We start from the raw sequence: 25,835 nt of genomic DNA, 5'->3' as shown, positions 1-25,835 counted from the left end.
CGACGCGCCGGCGATGACGTGGCTGCGCGGACTCCAGTCCTCGCAGGTGGAGGTGCGCCAGCACGAGCACAGCCCGCTGGTGGAGGTGCAGGGCTGGAGCCAGGTGCCTCGCGGACAGCCGCTCTTCGAGAGCCTGCTCGTCTTCGAGAACTACCCGGTGGACGCCTGGGTGCAGGAGCGGGCCAGCGGCGTGGACGTGCGCGGCGTGCGCTTCATCGAGCGCACCACGTACCCGCTCAGCGTCAACGTCATCCCCACCGCGCAGCTCACCTTCCAGGTGTCCTACGAGCAGCCGCGGCTGGACGCGGGCACCGTGGAGCGCCTGCTGGGGCACTGGCGCAACCTGCTGGAGGGCCTGCTGGCCCGGCCCGACGCGCGCGTGGGTGAGCTGCCGCTGCTGGGCGCGGAGGAGCGCCGGCAGCTCGTGGTGGAGTGGAACCGCACCGAGGCGCCGTACTCCGAGGAGGCGACGGTCCACTCCCTGTTCAGTCAGGCGGCGGCGCGGACTCCCGAGGCCGTTGCGGTGGTGGCGGGAGAGCGCACCCTCACCTTCGGTGAGCTGGAGCGGCGCGCCAACCAGCTCGCGTGGCACCTGCGCACGCTGGGCGTGGGGCCCGAGGTCCGGGTGGGCCTGTTCCTGGAGCGCTCCGTGGAGCTGGTGGTGGGCCTGCTGGGCATCCTCAAGGCCGGCGGCGCCTATGTGCCCATGGATGCGACCTATCCGGCGGAGCGGCTCGCCTTCCTCGCGAGGGACGCGGGCGTGCCCGTGCTGGTGACGCGCGAGGCGCTGGCGGACCTGCTGCCGTCGCAGGGTGAGCTGCTGGTGTGCCTGGACTCCGAGGAGGCGGCGCTGTCGAAGCTGCCCACGCACGCGCCGGAGACAGGCGTGCACGGCGAGTGCCTGGCCTACGTCATCTACACGTCCGGCTCCACCGGCCGTCCCAAGGGCGCGATGCTGCCGCACCGGGGCGTGGTGAACTACCTGGCGTGGTGCCTGGAGGCGTACCGCGTCGCGGAGGGCCAGGGCGCTCCGGTGCACTCGTCCGTGTCGTTCGACCTGACGGTGACGAGCTTGCTGGCGCCGCTGGTGGCGGGCCGGCCGGTGGTGCTGGCCCGTGAGGACGACGCGGTGTCGGCGCTCGCGGAGGCGCTGCGAGCGGGCAGGGACTTCAGCCTGGTGAAGCTGACGCCCACGCACTTGAAGCTGCTGGCCGAGCAGCTGCGGCCCGAGGAGCTGGCGGGCCGGGCCCGGGCGCTCGTCATTGGCGGTGAGGCGCTCACGGCGGAGGCGATCCGCCCGTGGCGCGAGCATGCGCCCGCCACGCGCCTCATCAACGAGTACGGCCCCACCGAGACGGTGGTGGGCTGCTGCATCCACGAGGTGGGTGCGGAGGAGAGCATCGACGGCGCGGTGTCCATCGGCCGGCCCATCGCCAACACGCGGCTGTACGTGCTGGACGCGCGTGGCGAGCCGGTGCCCGTGGGCGTACCGGGCGAGCTGTACGTCGGCGGCGATGGCGTGGGCCGGGGCTACCTGGGCCGTCCGGAGCTGACGGCGGAGCGCTTCGTGCCGGATGCGTTCAGCCCGAAGCCGGGAGCCCGCCTGTACCGCACGGGTGACCGCGCGGTGTACGGGGCGGACGGACGGCTGGACTACCTGGGCCGCCTGGATGAGCAGGTGAAGATCCGCGGCTTCCGCATCGAGCCGGGTGAGGTGGAGGCCGAGCTGCTGCGCTTCCCCGCCGTCGCCGAGGCCGTGGTGGTGGCGCGCGAGGACGTGGCGGGCGACAAGCGCCTGGTGGCCTACGTCGTGGCCCGCTCCGAGCAGGCCACGGTGGCGGAGCTGCGCCGTCACCTGGAGAAGTCGCTGCCCGAGCACCTGGTGCCGTCGGCCTTCGTCCTGCTGGACGCGCTGCCGCTGACGCCCAACGGCAAGGTGGACAAGCAGGCCCTGCCCGCGCCGGAGGCCGGGGCGGACGAGGCGTCCTTCGTCGCGCCTCGCACTCCGAACGAGGAGCTGCTGGCCGGCATCTGGGCGGACATCCTCCACGTGGAGCGCGTGGGGCTGCGCGATGACTTCTTCGAGCTGGGAGGCCATTCACTGCTGGCCACGCAGCTCGTGTCGCGGCTCCGCTCCGTCTTCGGCGTGGAGCTGCCGCTGGCGGACATCTTCGACGCCCCCACGGTGGAGAAGATGGCGGAGCGGCTGGCGCGCGCGTCGGCCGAGCGCGGCGTGGTGGCTCCGCCGCTCGTCGCGGCGAACCGCTCCGAGCGACTGCCGCTGTCCTTCGCGCAGCAGCGCCTGTGGTTCCTGGATCAGCTCGAGCCGGGCAATGCGACGTACAACGTCCCCACGGCCCTGCGGCTGGAAGGGGCTCTGGATGCCTCCGCCCTGGAGAGGGCGTTCGCCGAGCTGGTGCGCCGTCACGAGTCGCTGCGCACCACCTTCCCCGCCGAGGCCGGCCAGGCCGTGCAGCGCATCGCTGCTCCGGGCCCGCTGCCGCTGCCGTGCGTGGACCTGTCCTCGCTGCCCGCGCCCGAGCGTGAGGTCGAGGCGCGACGGCTCGCCGCCGAGGAGGCTCGCAAGCCCTTCTCACTCGTCGAGGGCCCGCTGCTCCGCACCTCGCTGGTTCGCCTGGGTGACGAGGAGCACGTCCTGCTGCTGACGATGCACCACATCGTCTCCGACGGCTGGTCCGTGGGCGTGCTGGTGCGAGAGATGGCGGCCCTCTACGCGGCCTTCCGCGAGGGTCAGGACTCTCCGCTGCCCGAGCTGGCGGTGCAGTACGCCGACTACGCGGCCTGGCAGCAGCAGTGGCTGCAGGGTGAGGTGCTCGAGTCCCAGCTCGACTGGTGGAGAGAGCAGCTCACCGGGGCTCCGGCGGTGCTGGAGCTGCCCACGGACTTCCCGCGTCCGGCCGTGCGCTCCTTCAAGGGCGCTTCGCTCACCACTACCTTCCCGCCCGAAGTCGCCGCCGCTGTGCGTGCCTTCAGCCAGCGCGAGGGTGTCACTCCTTTCATGACGCTGCTGGCCGCCTTCCAGCTGCTCATGGCCCGCTACTCCGGCCAGGACGACATCGTCGTCGGCACCGACATCGCCAACCGCAACCGCTCCGAGACGGAGGGCCTCATCGGCTTCTTCGTCAACCAGCTGGTGCTGCGCTCGCGCTTGAGTGAAGCCTCCAGCTTCCGTGCCCTGCTGGCCCAGGTGCGCCGCACCACCCTGGGCGCCTACGCACGGCAGGATTTGCCCTTCGAGGAGCTGGTCAAGGCCCTCAACCCCGAGCGCAGCCTGGGCCATGCGCCCCTCTTCCAGGTGAAGCTGGTGCTGCAGAACGCGCCCACCTCTCGCCTGGAAGTGCCCGGCCTGGCCCTCAGCGGATTGGAGGGCAGCACCGGCGTCGCCCGCTTCGACATGACGCTCGCCGTCTCCGAGGCCCCCGAGGGACTCGCCTGGCTTTGCGAGTACAGCACCGAGCTCTTCGAGGCCGAGACGATTGGCCGCATGTTCGGCCACCTGCGCACCCTGCTGGAGGCCGCGGTGGCGCGGCCTGACGCGTCTCTGCACTCGCTGCCCCTGCTCACCGAGGCGGAGCAGCAGGCCGTGCTGCGCGAGTGGAGCACCGGGCCCGTGGCGCCTGAAGCTGCTGTCGCCCATGTCCTCTTCGCGGCCCAGGCCTCGCGCACTCCGGACGCTGTCGCCGTCTCCTTCGGTGACTCGCACCTCACCTACCGGCAGCTCGACTCGCGCGCCAACCAGCTTGCCCGTTACCTCCAGGCTCGTGGCGTCGGCCCGGACATGCGCGTGGCGCTGTGCCTGGGACGCTCGCTCGACTTCGTCGTCTCGTTGCTGGGTGTCCTCAAGGCCGGTGGCGCGTGGCTGCCGTTGGACCCGGCGCTGCCTCGCGAGCGACTGGCCTTCATGCTCCAGGATGCGGCGCCTCCCGTGCTGCTCACCTGGGAGCACTTGGCTGACGAGCTGCCCTCGCGTGGCGAGCTGCTGGTGTGCGTCGACTCCGAGGCCGAGGCCATTGCCCGTGAATCCACGGAGGCTCCGCGTGTGGCAGTGGGTCCCGAGCATCTGGCGTACGTCATCTACACGTCCGGCTCCACGGGCCGGCCCAAGGGCACGCTGCTGACGCACCGCGGCCTGTGCAACACCGCTCGCGCCGCCTCCGAGTTGCTGCACCTGGGCCCCGGCCGCACTGCCCTGCAGTTCGCCGCTCCTGGCTTCGACGCCTCCGTGTGGGAAGCCTTCTCCGCCCTGCTCTCCGGCGCTCGCCTCCTGCTGGCCGACTCCGACTCGCTGCTGCCGGGCGAGCCGCTGCACTCGCTGCTGTCGCGTGAGGCCGTCACCACCGTCACCCTCACGCCCTCCACCCTCGCGCGCCTCGCCCCCGAGGGCCTGCCTTCCCTCCAGACGGTGGCCGCCGCCGGTGAGGCCGTCTCGCCCGAGCTGGTCCGCCGCTGGAGTCCGGGCCGTCGCTTCCTCAACGCCTACGGCCCCACCGAAGTCGCCGTCTGCGCCACCGTCAGCGACGCCGTCTCCGCAGAGCGTCCCTCCATCGGCCGGCCCCTTCCCGGCGTCCAGGTGTACGTCCTCGACTCGCGCCTGCTTCCCGTCCCCGTCGGCATTCCTGGTGAGTTGCTCGTCGGTGGCCCCGGCCTCGCCCGCGCCTACCTCGGCCGCCCGGAGCTCACCGCCGAGCGCTTCGTCCCCAATGCCTTCAGTACCACCCCTGGCGCTCGCCTCTACCGCACCGGCGACCGCGTCCGCTGGCTCAAGGACGGCACCCTCGAGTTCCTCGGCCGCGCTGACTCCCAGGTGAAGCTGCGTGGCTTCCGCATCGAGCTGGGCGAAGTCGAGTCTCTCCTCGACTCCCACCCCGCCGTCTCCCAGTCCGTCGCCATGCTGCGCGAGGACGTCGCGGGCGAGCCGCGTCTCGTTGCGTACCTCGTCCCTCACGAGGGCCAGTCCGTCGACGCGCCCACCCTGCGCACCTTCCTGCAGCAGCGGCTGCCGGACTACATGGTGCCTTCCGCATTCGTCTCCATGGAGCGCTTCCCCCTCTCCTCCAGCGACAAGGTCGACCGCAAGGCCCTCCCAGTCCCCGAGCGCTCCGTCTCCGAGGATGGAGATTCCTCCACGCTCCTCAGCCCGACCGAAGAGCTCCTCACCGGCATCTGGTCCGAGGTGCTCCATGTGGAGCGCGTCGGCCTGCACGAGGACTTCTTCGACCTGGGTGGTCACTCGCTGCTGGCCACGCAGTTGCTCTCACGCGTCCGCGCTGCCTTCGGCGTGGAGCTGGCCCTGCGTGAGCTCTTCGAGGCGCCGACGCTCGCGGCACTGGCCTCTCGCGTGGACGCCGCTGTCCAGGAGGGGAACGGACTCCAGCTCCCGCCCATCACCGTGGCGGACCGCTCCGGGTCACTGCCCCTGTCCTTCGCCCAGCAGCGACTCTGGTTCCTCGATCAACTCGAGCCGGGCAGCTCGACCTACAATGTTCCCGTCGCGCTTCGGCTGCATGGCGAGGTGGATGCCTCCGCCCTGGAGAGGGCCTTCGCCGAGCTGGTGCGCCGCCACGAATCGCTGCGCACCACCTTCCCCTCCGTGGCAGGCCAGGCCGTTCAGCGCATCGCTGCTCCGGGTCCGCTGCCGTTGCCGTGCATCGACCTGTCCTCGCTGCCCGCGCCCGAGCGTGAGACAGAGGCCCACCGCTTCGCCGCCGAGGAGGCTCGCAAGTCCTTCTCGCTGGCCGAGGGCCCTCTGCTCCGCACCACCCTGCTCCGCCTGGACGCGGGAGACCACGTCCTGCTGCTGACGATGCACCACATCGTCTCCGACGGCTGGTCCACCGGTGTCCTCGTGCGCGAGCTCGTCGCCCTCTACGCGGCCTTCCGTGAGGGCCGTCCCTCGCCGCTGCCCGAGCTGGCGCTCCAGTACGCCGACTACGCCGTGTGGCAGCAGCGCTGGCTCGCTGGCGAGCCCATGAAGCAGCAGCTCGACTGGTGGAGAGAGCAGCTCACCGGGGCTCCGGCCGTGCTGGAGCTGCCCACGGACTTCCCGCGTCCGGCTGTGCGCTCCTTCAAGGGTGCTTCGCTCACCACCACCTTCCCGCCCGAAGTCGCTGCCGCCGTGCGTGCCTTCAGCCAGCGCGAGGGTGTCACTCCTTTCATGACGCTGCTGGCCGCCTTCCAGCTGCTCATGGCCCGCTACTCCGGCCAGGACGACATCGTCGTCGGCACCGACATCGCCAACCGCAACCGCTCCGAGACCGAAGGCCTCATCGGCTTCTTCGTCAACCAGCTGGTGCTGCGCTCGCGCTTGAGTGAAGCCTCCAGCTTCCGTGCCCTGCTGGCCCAGGTGCGCCGCACCACCCTGGGCGCCTACGCACGGCAGGACTTGCCCTTCGAGGAGCTGGTCAAGGCTCTCAACCCCGAGCGCAGCCTGGGCCACGCGCCCCTCTTCCAGGTGAAGCTGGTGCTGCAGAACGCGCCTACTTCCCGGCTGGAAGTGCCCGGACTCGCTCTCAGCGGATTGGAGGGCAGCACCGGCGTCGCCCGCTTCGACATGACGCTCGCCGTCTCCGAAGCCCCCGAGGGACTCGCCTGGCTCTGCGAGTACAGCACCGAGCTCTTCGAGGCCGAAACCGTGGGCCGCATGTTCGGCCACCTGCGCACCCTGCTGGAGGCCGCCGTTGCGCGGCCTGACGCGTCCCTGCACTCGCTGCCCCTGCTCACCGAGGCGGAGCAGCAGGCTGTGCTTCGCGAGTGGAGCACCGGGCCCGTGGCTCCGGAGGCCGCTGTCGCCCACGTTCTCTTCGAGGCCCAGGCCTCGCGCACTCCGGACGCTGTCGCTGTCTCCTTCGGTGATGCGCACCTGACCTACCGGCAGCTCGACTCGCGCGCCAACCAGCTGGCCCGCTACCTCCAGGCTCGCGGCGTGGGCCCCGACATGCGCGTGGCGCTGTGCCTGGGCCGCTCGCTCGACTTCGTCGTCTCGCTGCTGGGTGTCCTCAAGGCCGGCGGCGCGTGGCTGCCGCTGGACCCGTCGCTGCCTCGTGAGCGGCTGGCCTTCATGCTCCAGGATGCGACGCCTCCCGTGCTGCTCACCTGGGAGCACCTTGCCGACGAGCTGCCCTCGCGCGGTGAGCTGCTGGTGTGCGTGGATTCCGAAGCTGCCGCCATCGCGCAGCAGAGCGAAGAGCCACTGCCTGTCACCGTCGGCCCCGAGCATCTGGCGTACGTCATCTACACGTCCGGCTCCACCGGCCGGCCCAAGGGCACGCTGCTGACGCATCGGGGCCTGTGCAACACCGCTCGCGCCGCCTCCGAGTTGCTGCACCTGGGCCCCGGCCGCACCGCCCTCCAGTTCGCCGCTCCCGGTTTCGACGCCTCCGTGTGGGAAGCCTTCTCCGCCCTCCTCTCCGGTGCTCGCCTCCTGCTGGCTGACTCCGACTCCCTGCTTCCCGGCGAGCCGCTGCACTCGCTGCTGGCCCGTGAGGCCGTCACCACCGTCACCCTCACTCCCTCTACGCTTGCGCGCCTTGCCCCCGAGGGCCTGCCTTCCCTCCAGACGGTAGCCGCCGCTGGTGAGGCCGTCTCCCCTGAGCTGGTCCGCCGCTGGAGTCCGGGCCGTCGCTTCCTCAACGCCTACGGCCCCACCGAAGTCGCCGTCTGCGCCACCGTCAGTACCTCCGTCTCCGCAGAGCGTCCCTCCATCGGCCGGCCCCTTCCCGGCGTCCAGGTGTACGTCCTCGACTCGCTGCTGCGGCCCCTTCCCGTTGGCATCCCCGGTGAGCTGCTCGTCGGTGGCCCCGGCCTCGCCCGCGCCTACCTCGGCCGCCCCGAGCTCACCGCCGAGCGCTTCGTTCCCGACGCCTTCAGCACCACCCCCGGCGCTCGCCTCTACCGCACCGGTGACCGCGTCCGCTGGCTCAAGGACGGCACCCTCGAGTTCCTCGGCCGCGCCGACTCCCAGGTGAAGCTGCGCGGCTTCCGCATCGAGCTGGGCGAAGTCGAGTCTCTCCTCGACTCCCACCCCGCCGTCTCCCAGTCCGTCGCCATGCTGCGCGAGGACGTCGCGGGTGAGCCGCGTCTCGTCGCCTACCTCGTCCCGCACGAGGGCCAGTCCATCGACGCGCCCACCCTGCGCACCTTCCTCCAGCAGCGACTGCCGGACTACATGGTGCCTTCCGCCTTCGTCGCCATGGAGCGCTTCCCCCTCTCCTCCAGCGACAAGGTCGACCGCAAGGCTCTTCCCGTCCCCGAGCGCTCCGTCTCCGAGCCAGGGGCCGAATCGTCGCCGCGCACGCCCACCGAGGAGGTCCTCGCCGGAATCTGGTGCGACATCCTGCACCTCGACTCCGTCTCCACCCGAGAGGACTTCTTCGACCTGGGCGGGCACTCGCTGCTGGCCACGCAGCTGCTCTCACGCGTCCGCGCCGCCTTTGGCGTGGAGCTGGCCCTGCGCGAGCTCTTCGAGTCCCCGACCATCGCCGCGCTCGCCTCCCGCGTGGACTCCGCGGTCAAGACGGGTCACGGCGTCCAGCTCCCGCCCATCACCGCGGCGGACCGCTCCGGGCCGCTGCCCCTGTCCTTCGCCCAGCAGCGACTGTGGTTCCTCGACCAGCTCGCGCCCGGTGGAACGGGCTTCAACATCCTCACCGCCCTGCGCCTGGGCGGCCCCCTCGACACGGACGCGCTCCAGCGCGCCTTCGCGGAGCTGGTGCGCCGGCACGAGTCGCTGCGCACCACCTTCCCCACCGTGGCCGGCCAGGCCATGCAGCACATCGCGCCTCCGGGCCCACTGCCCCTGCCGTGCATCGACCTGTCCTCGCTGCCCGCGCCCGAGCGCGAGGCCGAGGCTCGTCGCCTCGCCGCCGAGGACGCCCGCAAGCCCTTCTCGCTCGCCGAGGGCCCGCTGCTCCGCACCGCCCTGCTGCGCCTGGACGCGGGTGACCACGTCCTGCTGCTGACCATGCACCACGTCGTCACCGACGGCTGGTCCAGCAGCATCCTCGTGCGCGAGCTCGTCGCCCTCTACAGCGCGTTCCGCCAAGGCCAGCCGTCGCCGCTGCCCGAGCTGACGCTGCAGTACGCGGACTACGCCGTGTGGCAGCAGCGCTGGCTCGCCGGTGAGCCCATGAAGCAGCAGCTCGACTGGTGGAGAGAGCAGCTCGCCGACGCGCCCGCCTACCTCGAAATCCCCACGGACAGGCCCCGCCCGGCGCAGGCCTCATTCCGCGGCGACTACATCAACGTCTCCCTTCCGGCGGAGCTGACCCAGGCCCTCAACGCGCTCTGTCGCCGTGAGGGCACCACGCTCTTCTCCGTCCTCCTCGCCGCCTTCCAGGCGTGGCTGGGGCGCTACACCGGACAGCAGGACATCGTCATCGGCACCGTCATCGCCAACCGCAATCGCGCCGAGACGGAGGGCCTCATCGGCTTCTTCGTCAACCAGCTCGCCCTGCGCGGCCGGTTCCACGACGACCCGTCCGTCCGGGAGATGGTGACGCGGAGCCACCAGACGGTGCTCGCGGCGCATGCCCACCAGGACCTGCCCTTCGAGGAGCTGGTCAAGGCCCTCAACCCCCAGCGCAGCCGCGCGCACGCGGCCTTCGGCCAGGTACACCTCATCCTGCAGAACCTCCCGGCCGTCGAGCTCACCGCCGACAACCTCACAGTCAATCCGCTCAAGCTCGACACGGGCAGCACCCAGACGGACCTGCGCATCTCCACCACGCAGTCCGAGCACGGCCTGAGCAGCCAGTGGGAGTACAGCGTCGACCTCTTCGACGCCGACACCGTGGTCCGCATGGCCGCGTCCTTCCAGCGCGTGCTAGAGGCCTTCGTCGCTCACCCGGACCTGCCGTTCTCCCGCCTCCAGCTCCTGCCCGACGCGGAGCGGAACCGCGTGCTGGTGGAGTGGAACGACACCGCCCGGCCCCTGGCGCCCGAGGGCTGCCTGCACCAGCTCTTCGAGTCCCAGGCCGCGCGGACGCCGGACGCCCTCGCGCTCGTCTCCGGCGACCAGCAGCTCACCTACCGGCAGCTCGACGCGCGCGCCAACCAGCTCGCCCGCTACCTCCAGGCCCGCGGCGCCCGCCAGGAGACCTGCGTCGCGCTCTGCGTGGGTCGCTCCCTCGAGTACGTGGTCGGTCTGCTCGCCATCCTCAAGACGGGCGCCGCGTGGATGCCGCTCGACGTGGGCCTGCCCCGCGAGCGCCTGGGCGCCATGCTCCAGACGGCGGCGCCTTCGCTGCTCGTCACCCTGGAGCACCTGACCAGGGACCTGCCGTCCACGGGCGCGGCGCGGGTGTGCCTCGATACCGAAGCCGCCAGCATCGCCCTGGAGAGCGCGGAGCCACCGCGCGTCTCCGTCGACCCCGCGAACCTCGCCTACTTCATCTTCACCTCGGGCTCGTCCGGTGAGCCCAAGGGCATCATGGCGGAGCACCGCGGCGCGGTGAACACAGTGCAGCAGTCGGCGCGGGAGCTGGGCATTGGCCCGGGCCGCCGCGTCCTCCAGGTCGTCTCCATGGCGTTCGACGTCTCGGTGCTGGAGATCTTCTCCACCCTGGGCTTCGGAGGCACCCTGGTCGTCGCGCCCCAGGACCAGCTCCTGCCCGGGCTGCAGCTCCAGGCGCTGCTGCGCGACTCGCACATCCACGTCGCGACGCTCGTCCCCGCGACGCTCGCGGTGCTCCCGCCGGACGGGCTGCCGGACCTCCAGACGGTGCTCACCGGTGGTGAGTCCTGCGCGCCGGAGCTGGCGGACCGCTGGGCCACGGGCCGTCGGCTCGTGAACCAGTACGGCCCCACCGAGACGAGCATCGCCGCCACCAGCGTAGAGTACGTGCCGGGCCAGGGCCGCATGACGATTGGCCGGCCCTACCCCAACACCCGCGTCTACGTGCTCGACGCGGGGCTGGAGCCGGTGCCCGTGGGCGTCCCGGGCGAGCTCTATATCGGCGGCGCGGGCGTCACCCGGGGCTACCTGCGCCGGCCGGCGCTCACCGCCGAGCGCTTCGTGCCGGATCCGTTCTCCGCCACGCCGGGCGCCCGCCTCTACCGCACGGGTGACCGCGTGCGGTACCGCCCGGACGGCGAGCTGGAGTTCCTGGGCCGCTTCGACTTCCAGGTGAAGCTGCGCGGCTTCCGCATCGAGCTGGGCGAAATCGAAGCCGCGCTCGGCCTGCACCCCGCCGTGGAGCAGGCGGTGGTGGTGCTGCGCGAGGACCTGCCCGGCGAGCCCCGGCTGGTGGCCTACGCCCGGCTGCGCGAAGGAACGCCGGCGGATGCCACGCTGCTCCGCGGCTTCCTGAAGGAGCGGCTGCCCGGCTACATGGTCCCCGCGGCCTTCGTCCTGCTCGACGTCCTGCCGCTCACGTCCACGGGCAAGGTGGACCGCGCGGCCCTGCCCGCGCCGGAAGCAGGCGCCGTTCCCGCCAGCACCTTCGTGGCCCCTCGCAATGAGACGGAGCGGCAGCTCGCCTCCCTGCTCTCCGAGCTGCTCGGCACTCCCCAGGTGGGAGTGCACGACGACTTCTTCGACCTTGGCGGACACTCCCTCCTCGCGACCCGGGCCGTGGCCCGCATCCGAACGCTCCTGGAAGTGGACCTGCCCGTACAAGACCTCTTCGAGCACTCCACCGTGGAGCGCCTCGCGCTCCGCATCCTCCAGCTCCAGGCCGAGCAGCTCGATCTCGGCCGCCTGGAAGAGCTGCTCGCCAACCTTGACGAGGACGACACGTCCTCCTCTCTTTCGCCGCCCTCGGACGACGACACCTTATGAGCAACGACCTGTACAAGCGGCTGCAGTCCCTCCCCCCCGAGAAGCGCGAGCAGCTGCTGCGCCAGCTCCGGAAGGAGGCGCCCAACACGGTCCGCACCGCCATCGCCCGCGTGCCCCGTACCGGCGGCCCGCTGCCCACCTCGTTCGCGCAGCAGCGCCTGTGGTTCCTCGACCAGCTCGAGCCCGGCAGCGCCGCCTACAACGTGCCCACCGTCGTCCGCCTCCGCGGGCGCATGGATGCCGCCGTCCTGGAGCGAAGCCTGGGGCTGCTCGTCGAGCGGCATGAGGCCCTGCGCACGCGCTTCCACGTCGAGGAAGGTGTCCCCGTCCAGGTCATCGCGCCGACGGCCGACGTCCCCCTCACCCGCGTGGACATCAGCGCGGTGCCCGAGGCAAGCCGCGAGGACGAGGCGAAGCGCCTGGCGCGCGAGGAGATCCGCCGCCCCTTCAACCTGGCCCAGGGCCCGCTCCTTCGCGCCACCCTGCTGCGGCTGGGTGACACGGACCACGTGCTGTTGATGACGATGCACCACATCGTCACCGACGGCTGGTCCATGGGCGTGCTGCTGCGCGAGCTGGTGATGCTGTACGCGACGCTGGGCGCCGGGAAGACTCCCGTGCTGCCGGAGCTGTCGGTGCAGTACGCGGACCACGCCGCGTGGCAGCGGGAGCGACTGTCGGGCGAGGCACTGGAGAAGGAGCTGGGCTGGTGGCGCGAGCGGCTGGCCGGCGCGCCCGCCGTGCTGGAGCTGCCGACGGACCGGCCCCGGCCCGCGGTGCAGACGTATCGGGGCACGCAGCGGCTGCTGCCCTTCTCCAAGGAGCTGTGGGAGTCCTTCAGCGCGCTCTGCCAGCGCGAAGGCGTCACCCGTTTCATGGCGTTGATGGCGGCCTTCCAGTCGCTGCTCGCCCGCTACACCGGCCAGGATGAGATCTGCGTCGGCGTGCCCATCGCCGGCCGCACCCGCTCGGAGCTGGAGGGCGTGGTCGGCTACTTCGTCAACACGCTCGTCATCCGCACGAGGCTGGACGGCAACCCCACCTTCCGCGAGCTGCTGGCCCGCGTGAAGGAGGCGGCCGTGGGCGCGTTCGCCCACCAGGAGCTGCCCTTCGAGCGACTGGTGGAGGCGCTCCAGCCCGAGCGCAGCATGAGCCACCCGCCGCTCTTCCAGGTGATGCTGGTGCATCAGGAAGGCACCACCCAGCCCATGGAGATTCCCGGCCTCCGCTTGGAGTCGCTGGAGTCCGACCTGGGCGTGGCGAAGTTCGACTGGACGCTCACCGTCCAGGACACGCCGGGCGGCTTCGCCGGAGCGCTCGAGTACAACACCGACCTCTTCGAGCCGGAGACCATCGACAGGGCGCTCGGCCACCTGCGCATGCTGATGGAGGCGGCCACGGCCAACCCCGAGCAGCGCCTGCACGACCTGCCGCTGCTGACGTCCGGGGAGCGCCACCGCCTGGTGGCCGAGTGGAACGCCACCCGCACGGAGCAGGGCGCCCCCGCCTGCGTGCACCACCTCATGGAGGCCCAGGCGGCGCGCACGCCGGACGCCGTGGCGCTGGTGTACGAGGAGCAGGCGCTCACCTACCGCGAGCTGGACGCGCGGGCCAACCAGCTCGCGTGGCACCTGCGCGCGCTGGGCGTGGGCCCCGAGACGCGCGTGGGCGTGTGCCTGGAGCGCTCGGTGGAGCTGGTGGTGTCGCTGCTGGCCGTACTGAAGGCGGGCGGCGCCTACGTGCCGTTCGACCCGGGCTACCCGCGTGAGCGGCTCGCCGCCATGCTCGAGGACGCCGCGCCGCGCGTGCTGCTCACGCAGGAGTCCCTGCGCGAGCGCCTCCCGCCGAACGACGTTCCCGCCGTCATCCTGGACGCGGAGGCCGCGCGGCTCGCGGCCCTGCCGGCCACGCCTCCGCCCTCGGGCGTGGGCCCCGAGCACCTCGCCTACGTCATCTTCACCTCCGGCTCCACCGGCCGCCCCAAGGGGGCGATGAATGCCCATGCGGCCGTGGTCAACCGCCTGAGGTGGATGCAGGCGGCGTACGGGCTGGATGGGACGGACAGCGTCCTCCAGAAGACGCCGTTCAGCTTCGACGTCTCCGTCTGGGAGTTCTTCTGGCCGCTGATGACCGGCGCGCGGCTGGTCGTCGCGCGGCCCGGCGGGCACCAGGACACGACGTACCTGTCTCGCCTCATCCAGTCCCAGGGCATCACCACGCTGCACTTCGTGCCCTCCATGCTGGCCGCCTTCCTGGAGGAGCCGGAGCTGGAGGAGCGCTGCCGCGCCGTGCGTCGCATCGTCTGCAGCGGCGAGGCGCTGCCGGTGGACGTGGCCGAGCGCTGCCTGGAGCGGCTGGGCGCGGAGCTGCACAACCTCTACGGCCCGACCGAGGCCGCGGTGGACGTCACGGCCTGGCAGTGCCGCCGGGGCGACAACCGGCGGAGCATCCCCATTGGCCGGCCCATCGCGAACACGCGCATCCACCTGCTGGACCGGGCCCTGCGCCCGGTGCCGGTGGGCGTGGCCGGTGAGCTGTACATCGGCGGCGTGCAGGTGGGCCGGGGCTACCTGGGCCGTCCGGAGCTGACGGCCGAGCGCTTCGTGCCGGACGCGTTCTCCGAGACGCCCGGCGCGCGGCTGTACCGCACCGGCGACCTGGCCCGCTACCTGCCCGACGGCGCCATCGAGTACCTGGGCCGCGTGGACTTCCAGGTGAAGGTCCGCGGCTTCCGTATCGAGCTGGGAGAGATTGAGGCCGTCCTCGGCCAGCACCCGGCGGTGCGCGAGGCGGTGGTGGTGGCCCGCGAGTCCGGAGGCGACCGCACGCTGGTGGCCTACGTCTCCGCGCGCCAGGAGCAGGTGCTGGACGTGGGCGCGTTGCGGGAGCTCGCCCGTGCGCGGCTGCCCGAGTACATGGTGCCCCCGCACATTGTCGTGCTGGACACGCTGCCCCTCACGCCCAGCGGCAAGGTGGACCGGCGGGCGCTCCCCGCGCCCGAGGCGACCGCGGCCGTGGCGGCGCGTGTGTACGAGCCGCCCCGCACGCCGGTGGAGGAGCTGCTGGCCGGCGCCTTCGCCCGGGCCCTCAAGCTGGAGCGCGTGGGCCTGCACGAGGACTTCTTCGAGCTGGGCGGCCACTCGCTGCTCGCCACCCAGGTCGTCTCGCGCATCCGGGGCGCGCTCCAGGTGGAGCTGTCCCTGCGCGACTTCTTCGCCGCCCGCACGGTGGCCGCGCTCGCCGCGCGCGTGGAGGCCGCCTCCCAGGCCGTGGCCGAGGGCACCGCGCCCCCGCCGCTGGTGCCCGTGCCGCGTGGCGACGACCTGCCCCTGTCCTTCGCGCAGCAGCGCCTGTGGTTCATCGACCAGCTCGAGCCCGGCAACTCCGCCTACAACATCCCCCTGGCGCTGCGCCTGGACGGGCCGCTGGACGTGGACGTCCTGGAGCGCGCCTTCGCCGAGCTGGTGCGGCGGCACGAGTCGCTGCGCACCACCTTCCAGGTCCGTGGCGAGCGCGCCGCGCAGTGCATCGCCTCCGAGGCCCGCTTCACGCTCCGCCGCGTCGACCTGAGCGCGCAGCCCGACGAGGCGCGTGAGGAGACGCTGCACCGGCTGGCGCGCGAGGAGACGCTGACGCCCTTCTCCCTCAGCCAGGGCCCCCTGCTGCGCGCCACCGTCCTGCACCTGGGCGAGCGGCAGGCCGCGCTCCTCGTGACGATGCACCACATCGTCTCCGACGGCTGGTCCCTGGGCGTGCTGGCCCGGGAGATGTCGGTCCTCTACGAGGCCTTCCTCAAGGGAACGCTCTCGCCGCTGCCGGAGCTGGCCGTGCAGTACGCGGACTTCTCCGCGTGGCAGCGCGGGTGGCTGCAAGGCGACGTGCTGGAGGCGCAGCTGTCCTGGTGGCGCAAGCAGCTCGCCGACGCGCCGCGCGCGCTGGAGCTGCCGACGGACTTCCCCCGCCCGGCGGTGCAGACGTCTCGCGGGAGCAGCGTGGGGACGACGTTCGCCCCCGCCCTGACGAAGGCCCTGAAGGAGCTGTGCCAGCGCGAGGGCGTGACGCCCTTCATGGTGCTGCTGGCGGCCACGCAGGCGCTGCTGGCGCGCTACTCGGGCCAGGAGGACATCGTCGTCGGCTCGCCCATCGCGGGCCGCAACCGCGCGGAGACGGAGGGCCTCATCGGCTTCTTCGTCAACACGCTGGTGCTCCGCGGCCAGCCGCGGCGCCACCTCTCCTTCCGCGAGCTGCTGCACCGCGCGCGCGAGGTGACGCTGGGCGCGTACGCCCACCAGGAAGTGCCCTTCGAGAAGCTGGTGGAGGAGCTGCAGCCGGAGCGCGACCTCAGCCGCACGCCGCTCTTCCAGGTGATGGTGGTGCTGCAGAACAACGAGGCACCCGCCCTCGACCTGCCCGGCCTCACGTCCCGCCCGGTGGCGCTGGGCCACACCGCGTCCAAGTTCGACCTCACCCTCTACTTCGCGGAGACGCCGCAGGGACTCGGCGCCGTGGCCGAGTACAGCGCGGACCTGTTCGAGCCCGCCACCCTCCAGCGGCTGCTCGGCCACCTGGGCATGCTGCTCCAGGGCGCGCTCGCGGACCCCTCCCAGCGCCTGTCGCGCCTGCCGCTGCTGTCCGAGCCCGAGCGGCGCCAGCTGCTCGTGGACTGGACGGCCACGCGCCAGGACTTCCGTGAGCGCGACTGCTTCCAGGTCCTCTTCGAGGAGCAGGCGGAGCGCACGCCGGACGTCATCGCCGTCCGGTACCAGGACGTCGCGCTCAGCTACCGCGAGCTGAACCTGCGGGCCAACCGGCTCGCCCACTACCTCATGGACAAGGGCGTGGGCCCGGAGACGGTGGTGGCGCTGCTCGCCGAGCGCGGCAGTGACTTCCTCGTCTCCATGCTGGGCATCTTCAAGGCCGGCGGCGCGTACGTGCCGCTGGACCCGAAGCACCCGCCCCACCGCATCTCCCAGGTGATGGGTCAGAGCGGCGCCTCCCTGGCGCTGTGCGGGCGCGAGCTGCTGCCCCTGCTGGCCACGTCCCCCTCGGCCGAGGGCCACACCTACGTGCTGGAGGAGGCCCTGGCCGCCGTCGCGCCCGAGGTGAATCCGCCCCCGCGCGCCACGCCCGCCAACCTGGCCTACGTCATCTTCACCTCCGGCTCCACCGGCCTGCCCAAGGGCGCCATGGTCGAGCACCGGGGCATGCTCAACCACCTCTACGCCAAGGTGAAGGACCTGGGCCTGACGTCCTCGGACGTGGTGGCGCAGACGGCCTCGCAGTGCTTCGACATCTCCGTCTGGCAGTTCCTCAACGCGCTGGTGGTGGGCGGCTGCACCCACGTCTTCGGTGACGAGGTGGCGCACGACCCGGCCCTGCTGACGCGGGCGCTGGAAGAGCACGCCATCACCATCGTCGAGACGGTGCCCTCGCTGCTGAGGGCCATGGTGGAAGGCGTGGAGGCGCCCGACGCGTGGCGGCCGAAGCTGGCGCGCCTGCGGTGGATGGTGCCCACCGGCGAGGCCCTGCCGCCCGCCGTGTGCCGGCGCTGGTTCGCGCTGTGGCCGGAAATCCCCCTGCTCAACGCGTACGGCCCCACCGAGTGCTCGGATGACGTCACGCACCACCCGATGCGCGCGACGCCCACCACCGTCAACACGCCCATTGGCCGGGCGGTGGCCAACATGCGCCTGCACCTGCTGGACGCCGAGGGCCAGCCCGTGCCCGTGGGCGTGCCCGGCGAGGTGTACGTCGGCGGCATCGGCGTGGGTCGCGGCTACCTGATGGACGCGGTGCGCACGGCCGAGGTCTTCCTCCCGGACGTCTTCTCCGACGTGCCGGGCGCCCGCATGTACCGCACGGGCGACCTGGCCCGCTGGCTGCCGGGGGGCGACATCGAGTTCCTGGGCCGCGTGGACTTCCAGGTGAAGGTCCGCGGCTTCCGCATCGAGCTGGGGGAAATCGAGTCCGCGCTGCTCGCGTACCCGGACGTGCGCGAGGCGGTGGTGGTGGCGCGTGAGGACGTGCCGGGCCAGAAGCGGCTGGTGGCCTACGTCTCCGCGAAGCCCGGCCACACGCTGGAAGTCGCGCGGGTGCGCACGGCCCTCAAGGAGAAGCTGCCCGAGTACATGGTGCCGGCCGCCTTCGTCGTCCTGGAGGCGCTGCCCCTCACCTCCAACGGCAAGGTGGACCGCAAGGCGCTGCCCGCGCCGGAGGCCGCCACCGAGGAGGCGCGTCCCTACACTGCGCCCCGCGACGACGTGGAGGCGGCGCTGGCGGACATCTGGGCACGCGTGCTCGGCCGCGAGCGCGTGGGCATCCACGACAACTTCTTCGATCTGGGCGGCGACTCCATCGTCAGCATCCAGGTGGTGACGCGGGCGCGGCAGGCGGGCCTGCGGCTCACCCCCCGGCAGCTCTTCCAGCACCAGACGGTGGCCGAGCTGGCGCCGCAGGTGAAGACGGCGCGGCAGGGACACGACGAGCAGGGCTTCGTCGAGGGGCCGGTGCCCCTCACGCCCGTGCAGCGGGCCTTCTTCGAGGAGGCGTCGGCCGAGCCCCAACACTTCAACCAGTCCGTCATGCTGGAGGCGCTGGAGCCGGTGGATGCCACCGCGCTGGAGCAGGCGCTCCAGAAGCTGGTGGAGCACCACGACGCGCTGCGCCTGCGCTTCGTCCGTGAGGGCGGCGAGTGGCGGCAGGACGCGGTGGCGCCCGGGCAGCCGGTGCGGCTGCGCCGCGTGGACCTGTCCGGCGTGCCGGAGGCGGAGCTGGCGGCGGCGGTGACGCGCGCGGCGGACGAGGTGCAGCGGAGCCTGGACCTCTCCGAGGGCCTGCTGCTGCGGGCCGCGCTGCTGGAGCGCGGAGCGGGCCGGACGCAGCGCGTGCTGGTGGTGCTGCACCACCTGTCCGTGGACGGCGTCTCCTGGCGCGTGCTGCTGGAGGACCTGGAGTCCGCGTACAGGCAGCTGCGGCGCGGCGAGCCGGTGACGCTGCCGCCGAAGACGACGTCGTACAAGGCCTGGGCCGAGTGGCTCCAGGCCCATGCGCGCTCGGAGGCCGTGGAGGCGGAGCTGCCCCACTGGCTGCAGGCGGCGCGCGCCCAGGTGGCACCGCTCCCGGTGGATATAAAGGAGGGGGCCAACACGGTGGCGTCGGAGCGCTCGGTGCAGGTGAGCCTGAGCGCGGAAGAGACGCGGCTGCTGCTGCAGGAGACGCCGGGTGCGTACCGCGCCCACATCGACGACGTGCTGCTGGCCGCGCTGGGCCGCGCCGTGGCGGAGTGGACGGGCGGCACGCGCGTGCGGGTGGAGCAGGAGCTGCACGGCCGCGAGGTGCCGTCCGACGAGGTGGACGTCTCACGCACCGTGGGCTGGTTCACCGCCACGTGGCCGCTGCTGCTCGAGGTGTCGCGCGGGGGCTCCCCGGGAGACACCCTGCGCAACGTGCGCGAGTCGCGGCGCCAGCGGCCCGGCAGCGGGCTGGGCCATGGGCTGCTGCGCCACCTGGGGCGCCCGGAGGCCGCGGAGGCCCTGCGCGCGCAGCCGCGTCCCGGCATCCTCTTCAACTACCTGGGCCAGCTCGACGCGCTGGCGCAGGCGTCCCAGCTCTTCCGCCCCGCCCCCGAGTCCCAGGGCTCCGCCCAGAGCGGCCTCGCGGTGCGCAGCCACCTGCTGGAGGTGGACGCCCTCGTCGCTGGCGGGCAGCTCCGCGTCTCGTGGAAGTACAGCGAGGGCGTGCACCAGCACGCCACCGTGGAGTCCGTGGCCCAGGGCTTCGTGGAGGCGCTGCGGGCGCTCATCCGCGGACGGGACTCGGCGGACGCGCGGCACTACCTCCCGTCGGACTTCCCCCTCGCCCGGCTGGAGGCGCCCACGCTGGCGCGCGTGCTGGAGGGCGACATCACGGTGGAGGACCTGTACCCGCTGTCTCCCATGCAGCAGGGCATGCTCTTCCACGCCCTGCTGACGCCGGGGCGGGACGACTACTTCGAGCAGGTGACGTGGGTCTTCCAGACGCCGCTGGAGCTGGGCGCCTTCCGCCGCGCCTGGGAGGCGCTGCTGGAGCGCCACACCTCGCTGCGCACCTCCTTTATATGGAAGGGCCTCGCCTCGCCGCTGCAGCGCGTACACACGCGCGTGGAGCTGCCCTGGACGCAGCAGGACTGGCGCGACCTGACGCATGCGCAGCAGCAGTCGCGCCTGGACGCCTTCCTGGAGGAGGACAAGGCGAAGGGCTTCGACCTGACGCGCCCGCCGCTGATGCGCATGGCGGTGATGCGGCTGGATGAGCAGGCGCACCAGTTCGTCTGGAGCCTGCACCACCTGCTGATGGACGGCTGGAGCCTGGGCGTGCTCATGCGCGAGCTGTTCGCGCTGTACGACGCCTTCTCGCGCGGCCAGGCGCCGCGGACGGAGCGCGCGACGCCCTACCGCGAGTACATCGCCTGGCTGCAGCGGCAGGACCTGGCGGGAGCGGAGGCCTTCTGGCGGCCCGCGCTGGAGGGCTTCACGGCCCCCACGCCGCTGCCGGGGGGCAAGGCAACGGTGCGCGTGGAGCACGGGGTGGCGCAGCCCGTGGAGCGCCGCTTCGACGTGCCCACGCCGACGATGGCGGCGCTGCAGGGCTTCGCGCGCCAGCACCAGCTCACCCTCAACACGCTGGTGCAGGCGAGCTGGGCCGTGCTGCTGGCGCGCCACAGCGGCGAGCAGGACGTCGTCTTCGGCACCACCGTGGCCGGACGGCCCACGGACCTGCCGGGCGTGGAGCAGATGCTGGGGCAGTTCATCAACTCGCTGCCCATGCGCGTGCGCCTGCCGCCTGACGCCGCGCTGGTGCCCTGGCTCAAGCAGCTCCAGGAGAACAACCTGGAGATGCGCCAGTACGAGTACAGCCCGCTGGTGCAGGTGCAGGGCTGGAGCCAGGTGCCCCGCGGCACCCCGCTCTTCGAGAGCCTGCTCGTCTTCGAGAACTTCCCCGTCGACGCCTCGGTGAAGGACCAGGCCGGCGCGGCCGTGCGGGACGTGCGCTTCCTGGAGCGCAAGACGTTCCCCATGGACGTCACCATCGCCCCGGGCCCCACGCTGCGCATCGTCTTCACGTATGACGCCGCGCGCTTCGAGTCCGCCGCGTGCGAGCGCCTGCTGGGGCAGTGGCTCCACCTGCTGGAGTCGCTGCCGGCCTCCGCCGGAGTGAAGGTCGGCGAGCTGTCGCTGCTGTCCGCCGCGGAGCGCCGCCAGGTCCTCGTGGAGTGGAACGACACCCACGCCGACTTCCCGCGCGACGCCTGCGCGCACGAGCTGTTCTCCGCCCAGGCCGCCCGCACGCCGGAGGCGACCGCCGTCTCCTTCGAGGGCCAGGCGCTCACCTACGCCGAGTTGGAGCGGCGGTCCAACCAGCTCGCGTGGCACCTGCGCTCGCTGGGCGTGGGCCCCGAGACGCGCGTCGGCGTGTGCATGGAGCGCTCGCTGGAGCTGGTGGTGGGCGCGCTGGGCATCCTCAAGGCCGGTGGCGTCTACGTGCCGTTGGATCCGTCGTACCCCATGGACCGCCTGGGCTACATGGCGCGCGACGCCGCGGTGCCCGTGCTCCTCACCCAGGAGGCGCTGGCGGACGTGTTGCCCTCGCAGGGCGAGCTCATGGTGTGCCTGGACACGGAGTGGGCCCAGGTGGCCACCCGGCCCGAGCACGCGCCGCCGTCCGTCGTCACGGCAGACAACCTGGCCTACGTCATCTACACGTCCGGCTCCACGGGGCGCCCCAAGGGCACCCTGCTGGCGCACCGGGGCCTGTGCAACACGGCCCTGGCGGCGGTGAAGGCGCACGGCTTCCGGCCCGACAGCCGGGTGCTGCAGTTCGCCGCCATCGGCTTCGACGCCTCGGTGTGCGAGATGTTCGCCACCCTGTTGGCGGGGGCCCGGCTGTGCCTGGCGCCTCGGGAGGCCATGCTGCCGGGCACGTCGCTGGCGGCCGTGCTGCGCGAGCAGCGAATCACGGCGGTGACGCTGACGCCGTCGGTGCTGGCCCTGCAGTCCGAGGAGGGCCTGCCGGACCTGGAGACGGTCATCTCCGCCGGCGAGGCGTGCACACCGGAGCTGGCGAGCCGCTGGGGGCGTGGGCGCACGCTGCTCAACGCCTACGGCCCCACCGAGGTGACGGTGTGCGCCACCATCACTCCGGGGAGTGTCGCGCCGGAGCGGCTGACCATCGGCCGTCCCTTCCCCAACGTGCGGCTGTACGTGCTGGACGCCACCCTGCGCCCGGTGCCCGTGGGCGCGCCGGGCGAGCTGTTCGTGGGCGGGCCTGGCCTGGCGCGTGGCTACCTGGGCCAGCCCGGGCTCACCGCCGAGCGCTTCGTGCCGGACGCGTTCGGCTCGGAGCCGGGCGCGCGGCTGTACCGCACGGGCGACCGGGTGCGCTTCCTGGCGGACGGACAGCTCGAGTACCAGGGCCGCCTGGACGAGCAGGTGAAGCTGCGCGGCTTCCGCATCGAGACGGGAGAAATCGAGTCCGTGCTCCGCCAGCAGCCGGCGGTGCGCGAGGCGACGGTGGTGGTGCGCGAGGACGTGCCCGGCGACAAGCGCCTGGTGGCCTACGTCGTCGCGGAGGAGGGGCTGGAGGCGGCGGTGGAGCCGCTGCGCAAGGCGCTGGAGGCGGTGCTGCCCGGGTACATGGTGCCCTCGGCCTTCGTCACCCTGCCGGCGCTTCCGCTGAGCCCCAGCGGCAAGGTGGACCGCAAGGCCCTGCCCGCCCCCGAGGGCGCGCGCTCCACGGAGCGGGAGTTCGTCCCGCCGGCCACGCCCATGGAGGAGCTGGTCGCCGGCATCTGGGCGGACGTGCTGCACGTGCCGCGAGTCGGGCGGCATGACGACTTTTTCGAGCTGGGCGGCCACTCGCTGATGGCCACGCAGGTGGCGGCGCGCGTGCGCGCGGTGCTGGGCGTGGAGCTGCCCGTGCGCGACCTGTTCGACGCGTCCACGGTGGAGAAGCTGGTGGCGCGGCTCCAGACGGCGGCGAAGGTGGAGCACGCGGCGCCGGAGCTGGTGCCCGTGCCGCGCGCGGCGGACGGCATGCCGCTGTCCTTCGCGCAGCAGCGGCTGTGGTTCCTGCACCAGCTGGACCCGCGGTCCAGCTCGTACCACCTCAGCCTGCCGGTGCGGCTGGAGGGTGCGCTGGACGCGGCGGTGCTGCGGCGGAGCCTGGATGCGCTGGTGGCGCGGCACGAGACGCTGCGCACCACCTTCGTGGACCGTGGCGGCGAGCCGGCGCAGGTGATTGCGCCCGCGGCCCCCGTGGTGCTGGAGGAGTGGGACCTGAGCGGCCTGCCGTCCGAGGCCCGCGAGGCGGAGGCCCTGCGGCGCGCGGAGGTGGAGGCGGGGCGTCCGTTCGACCTGGAGCGCGGCCCGCTGGTGCGGCCCGTGCTGGTGCGCCTGGACGCGAAGGACCACGTGCTGCTGGTGACGATGCACCACATCATCACCGACGGCTGGAGCCTGGGCGTGCTGGTGCGCGAGGTGGCGGCGCTCTACGAGGCGTTCCTGGAGGGGCGGCCGTCGCCGCTGCCGGAGCTGCCGGTGCAGTACGCGGACTTCGCCTCCTGGCAGCGCGGCTGGCTGCGGGGCGACGCGCTGGAGGCGCAGCTCGGCTGGTGGCGCAACCAGCTCGGCGGCGTGCCACACGCGCTGGAGCTGCCCACGGACCGGCCGCGTCCGGCCGTGCAGGGCTTCCGGGGCGCGAGCCTGGAGGTGCGCCTGCCCAAGGAGCTGTCCGACGCCGTGCTGGCGCTCTGCCAGCGCGAGGGCGCCACGCCCTTCATGGCGCTGCTGGCGGCCTTCCACGTGCTGCTGTGGCGCTACTCGGGGCAGCGCGACTTCGCCATCGGCACGCCCATCGCGGGCCGGGGCCGCGCGGAGACGGAGGGCCTCATCGGCTTCTTCGTCAACACGCTGGCGCTGGGGCTGCGGCCCGAGCCTCGGATGGGCTTCAAGGCGCTGCTGGCCCGGGCGCGCGAAGTCACGCTGGGGGCGTACGCGCACCAGGACGTGCCCTTCGAGAAGCTGGTGGACGCGCTGCAGCCGGCGCGTGACCTGGGGCGCTCGCCGCTCTTCCAGGTGATGTTGCTGATGCAGAACGCGCCGGTGCCCCAGGTGGGCATGGGCGGGCTTGTGCTGCGCTCGTTCGAGGTGCCCAACCGGGCGGCGAAGTTCGACCTGAGCCTGTCCCTGGCGGAGACGCCGTCGGGCATCGCGGGCACGTTCGACTACAGCACGGACCTCTTCGACGAGGAGACGGTGGCCCGAATGGCGGGGCACCTGCGCACGCTGCTGGAGGCGGCGGTGGCCGCGCCCGACGCGCCCGTGGTGGAGCTGGGCCTGATGCCGGAGCCGGAGCGCCGCCAGGTGCTGCGCGAGTGGAATGACACGGCGGCGCCCTACCCCTCCGAGGCCACGGTGCACGGCCTCTTCGAGGAGCAGGTGACGCTGAGGCCGGACGCGGTGGCGCTGGAAGCCACCACGGGCGAGCGCCTCACGTACCGCGAGCTGGAGGCCCGCGCCAACCGCCTGGCCTGGCTGCTGCGGGAGCGCGGCGTGGGCCCCGACGTGCGAGTGGGCCTGTGCCTGGAGCGCTCGGTGGACCTCATCGTCACCGTGCTGGCCATCCTCAAGGCCGGCGGCGCCTACGTGCCGCTGGACTCGAACTACCCGCGCGCGCGCCTGTCCACCATGCTGGAGGACTCGCGCCCGCGCGTGCTGGTGACGACGCGAGCCCTGCTGGAGCTGCTGCCGGCGGAGGGCGTGGAGTGCCTGCTGCTGGACGAGGCGGCCGAGGCCCTGGCCCTCGCGCCCACGACGGCGCCGCGGAGCGGAGCGACGTCACGCCACCTGGCCTACATCGACTTCACCTCCGGCTCCACGGGCCGGCCGAAGGGTGTCTGCATCGAGCACCGCTCGGTGGCGAGGCTGGTGCGGGGCGTGGACTACGCCGACCTCGGCGCCAGCCAGACGTTCCTGCTCATCGCGCCCATCTCCTTCGACGCGTCGACGCTGGAGGTGTGGGGCTGCCTGCTCAACGGCGGGCGGCTGGTGCTCTACCCGCCGCACGCGCCGAATGACGTGCGCGAGCTGGCGGGGGTGCTGGAGCAGCACGGCGTCACCACGCTGCACCTGACGGCGGGCCTCTTCACGCAGATGGTGGAGGCGGACCTGGAGGCGCTGCGGCCGGTGCGCCAGCTCCTCACGGGCGGAGACGTGGTCTCCGCGCCGCACGTGCGCCGCGTGCTGGAGACGCTGCGCATCCCCGTGACGGCCTGCTACGGCCCCACGGAGAGCACCACCTTCGCGAGCTGCTTCCGAATGACGGAGCCGGCGATGGTGGGGAGCGCCGTGCCCATTGGCCGGCCCATCGGCAACACGCGGGTGTACCTGCTGGACGGCAGCGGCCAGCCGGTGCCGGCCGGCGTGGCGGGAGAGCTGTACATCGGCGGAGACGGCCTGGCGCGCGGCTACCTGGAGCAGCCGGACCTGACGGCGGAGCGCTTCGTGCCGGACGCCTTCGGTGGCGAGCCGGGGGAACGGCTGTACCGCACGGGCGACCTGGCGCGCTGGCGGCGGGACGGGGTGCTGGAGTTCCTGGGCCGCATGGACGTGCAGGTGAAGGTCCGTGGCTACCGCGTGGAGCCGGGCGAGGTCGAGGCGGCGCTGCTCGGCCACCCCGAGGTCCGCGAGGCGGTGGTGGTGGCGCGGCCGGACGCGGCGGGTGGCAAGCGGCTGGTGGCGTACGTGGCCGGCGGCGTGGAGGTGGGGGCGGTGCGGGACTGGCTGCGTGAGCGGCTGCCCGAGTACATGGTGCCCTCCGCCTTCATGCTGCTGGAGGCGCTGCCGCTGACGCCCAACGGCAAGGTGGACCGTGGCGCGCTGCCCGAGCCCGAGCAGCAGCGGGCCCAGGGGAACGGGCGTTTCTCCGTCGCCCCGAGCGCCGGCTGCATGCAGGGCTGGCGTGCGTGGCGCACCTGCTTCATCCCACCCCCACCGGCTCCCCT

At 72.6% G+C, this 25,835-nt stretch carries 2 protein-coding genes (1 of these 2 running past the window's edge); both read left to right on the top strand.

The window, feature by feature from the left end; translation table 11 throughout:
* On the top strand, positions 1–11,797 hold the end of the coding sequence (locus LXT23_RS46765) for a non-ribosomal peptide synthase/polyketide synthase (RefSeq protein WP_253987037.1). Its footprint begins 19,787 nt before the window's first position; only the last 11,797 of its 31,584 coding nucleotides appear in the window; the start codon falls outside the window, past its left edge; it ends in the stop codon at positions 11,795–11,797.
* Positions 11,794–25,835, top strand: a 14,042-nt coding sequence (locus LXT23_RS46760) for a non-ribosomal peptide synthetase (protein WP_253987036.1), incomplete at its 3' end; no start/stop codon positions are given. The genes LXT23_RS46765 and LXT23_RS46760, both read left to right, overlap by 4 nt.

It is taken from the genome of Pyxidicoccus xibeiensis, from assembly GCF_024198175.1.
GTDB lineage: Bacteria > Myxococcota > Myxococcia > Myxococcales > Myxococcaceae > Myxococcus > Myxococcus xibeiensis.
Note: the sequence above shows the minus strand (reverse complement) of the source record. Positions and strands in the feature narration are given on the sequence as shown.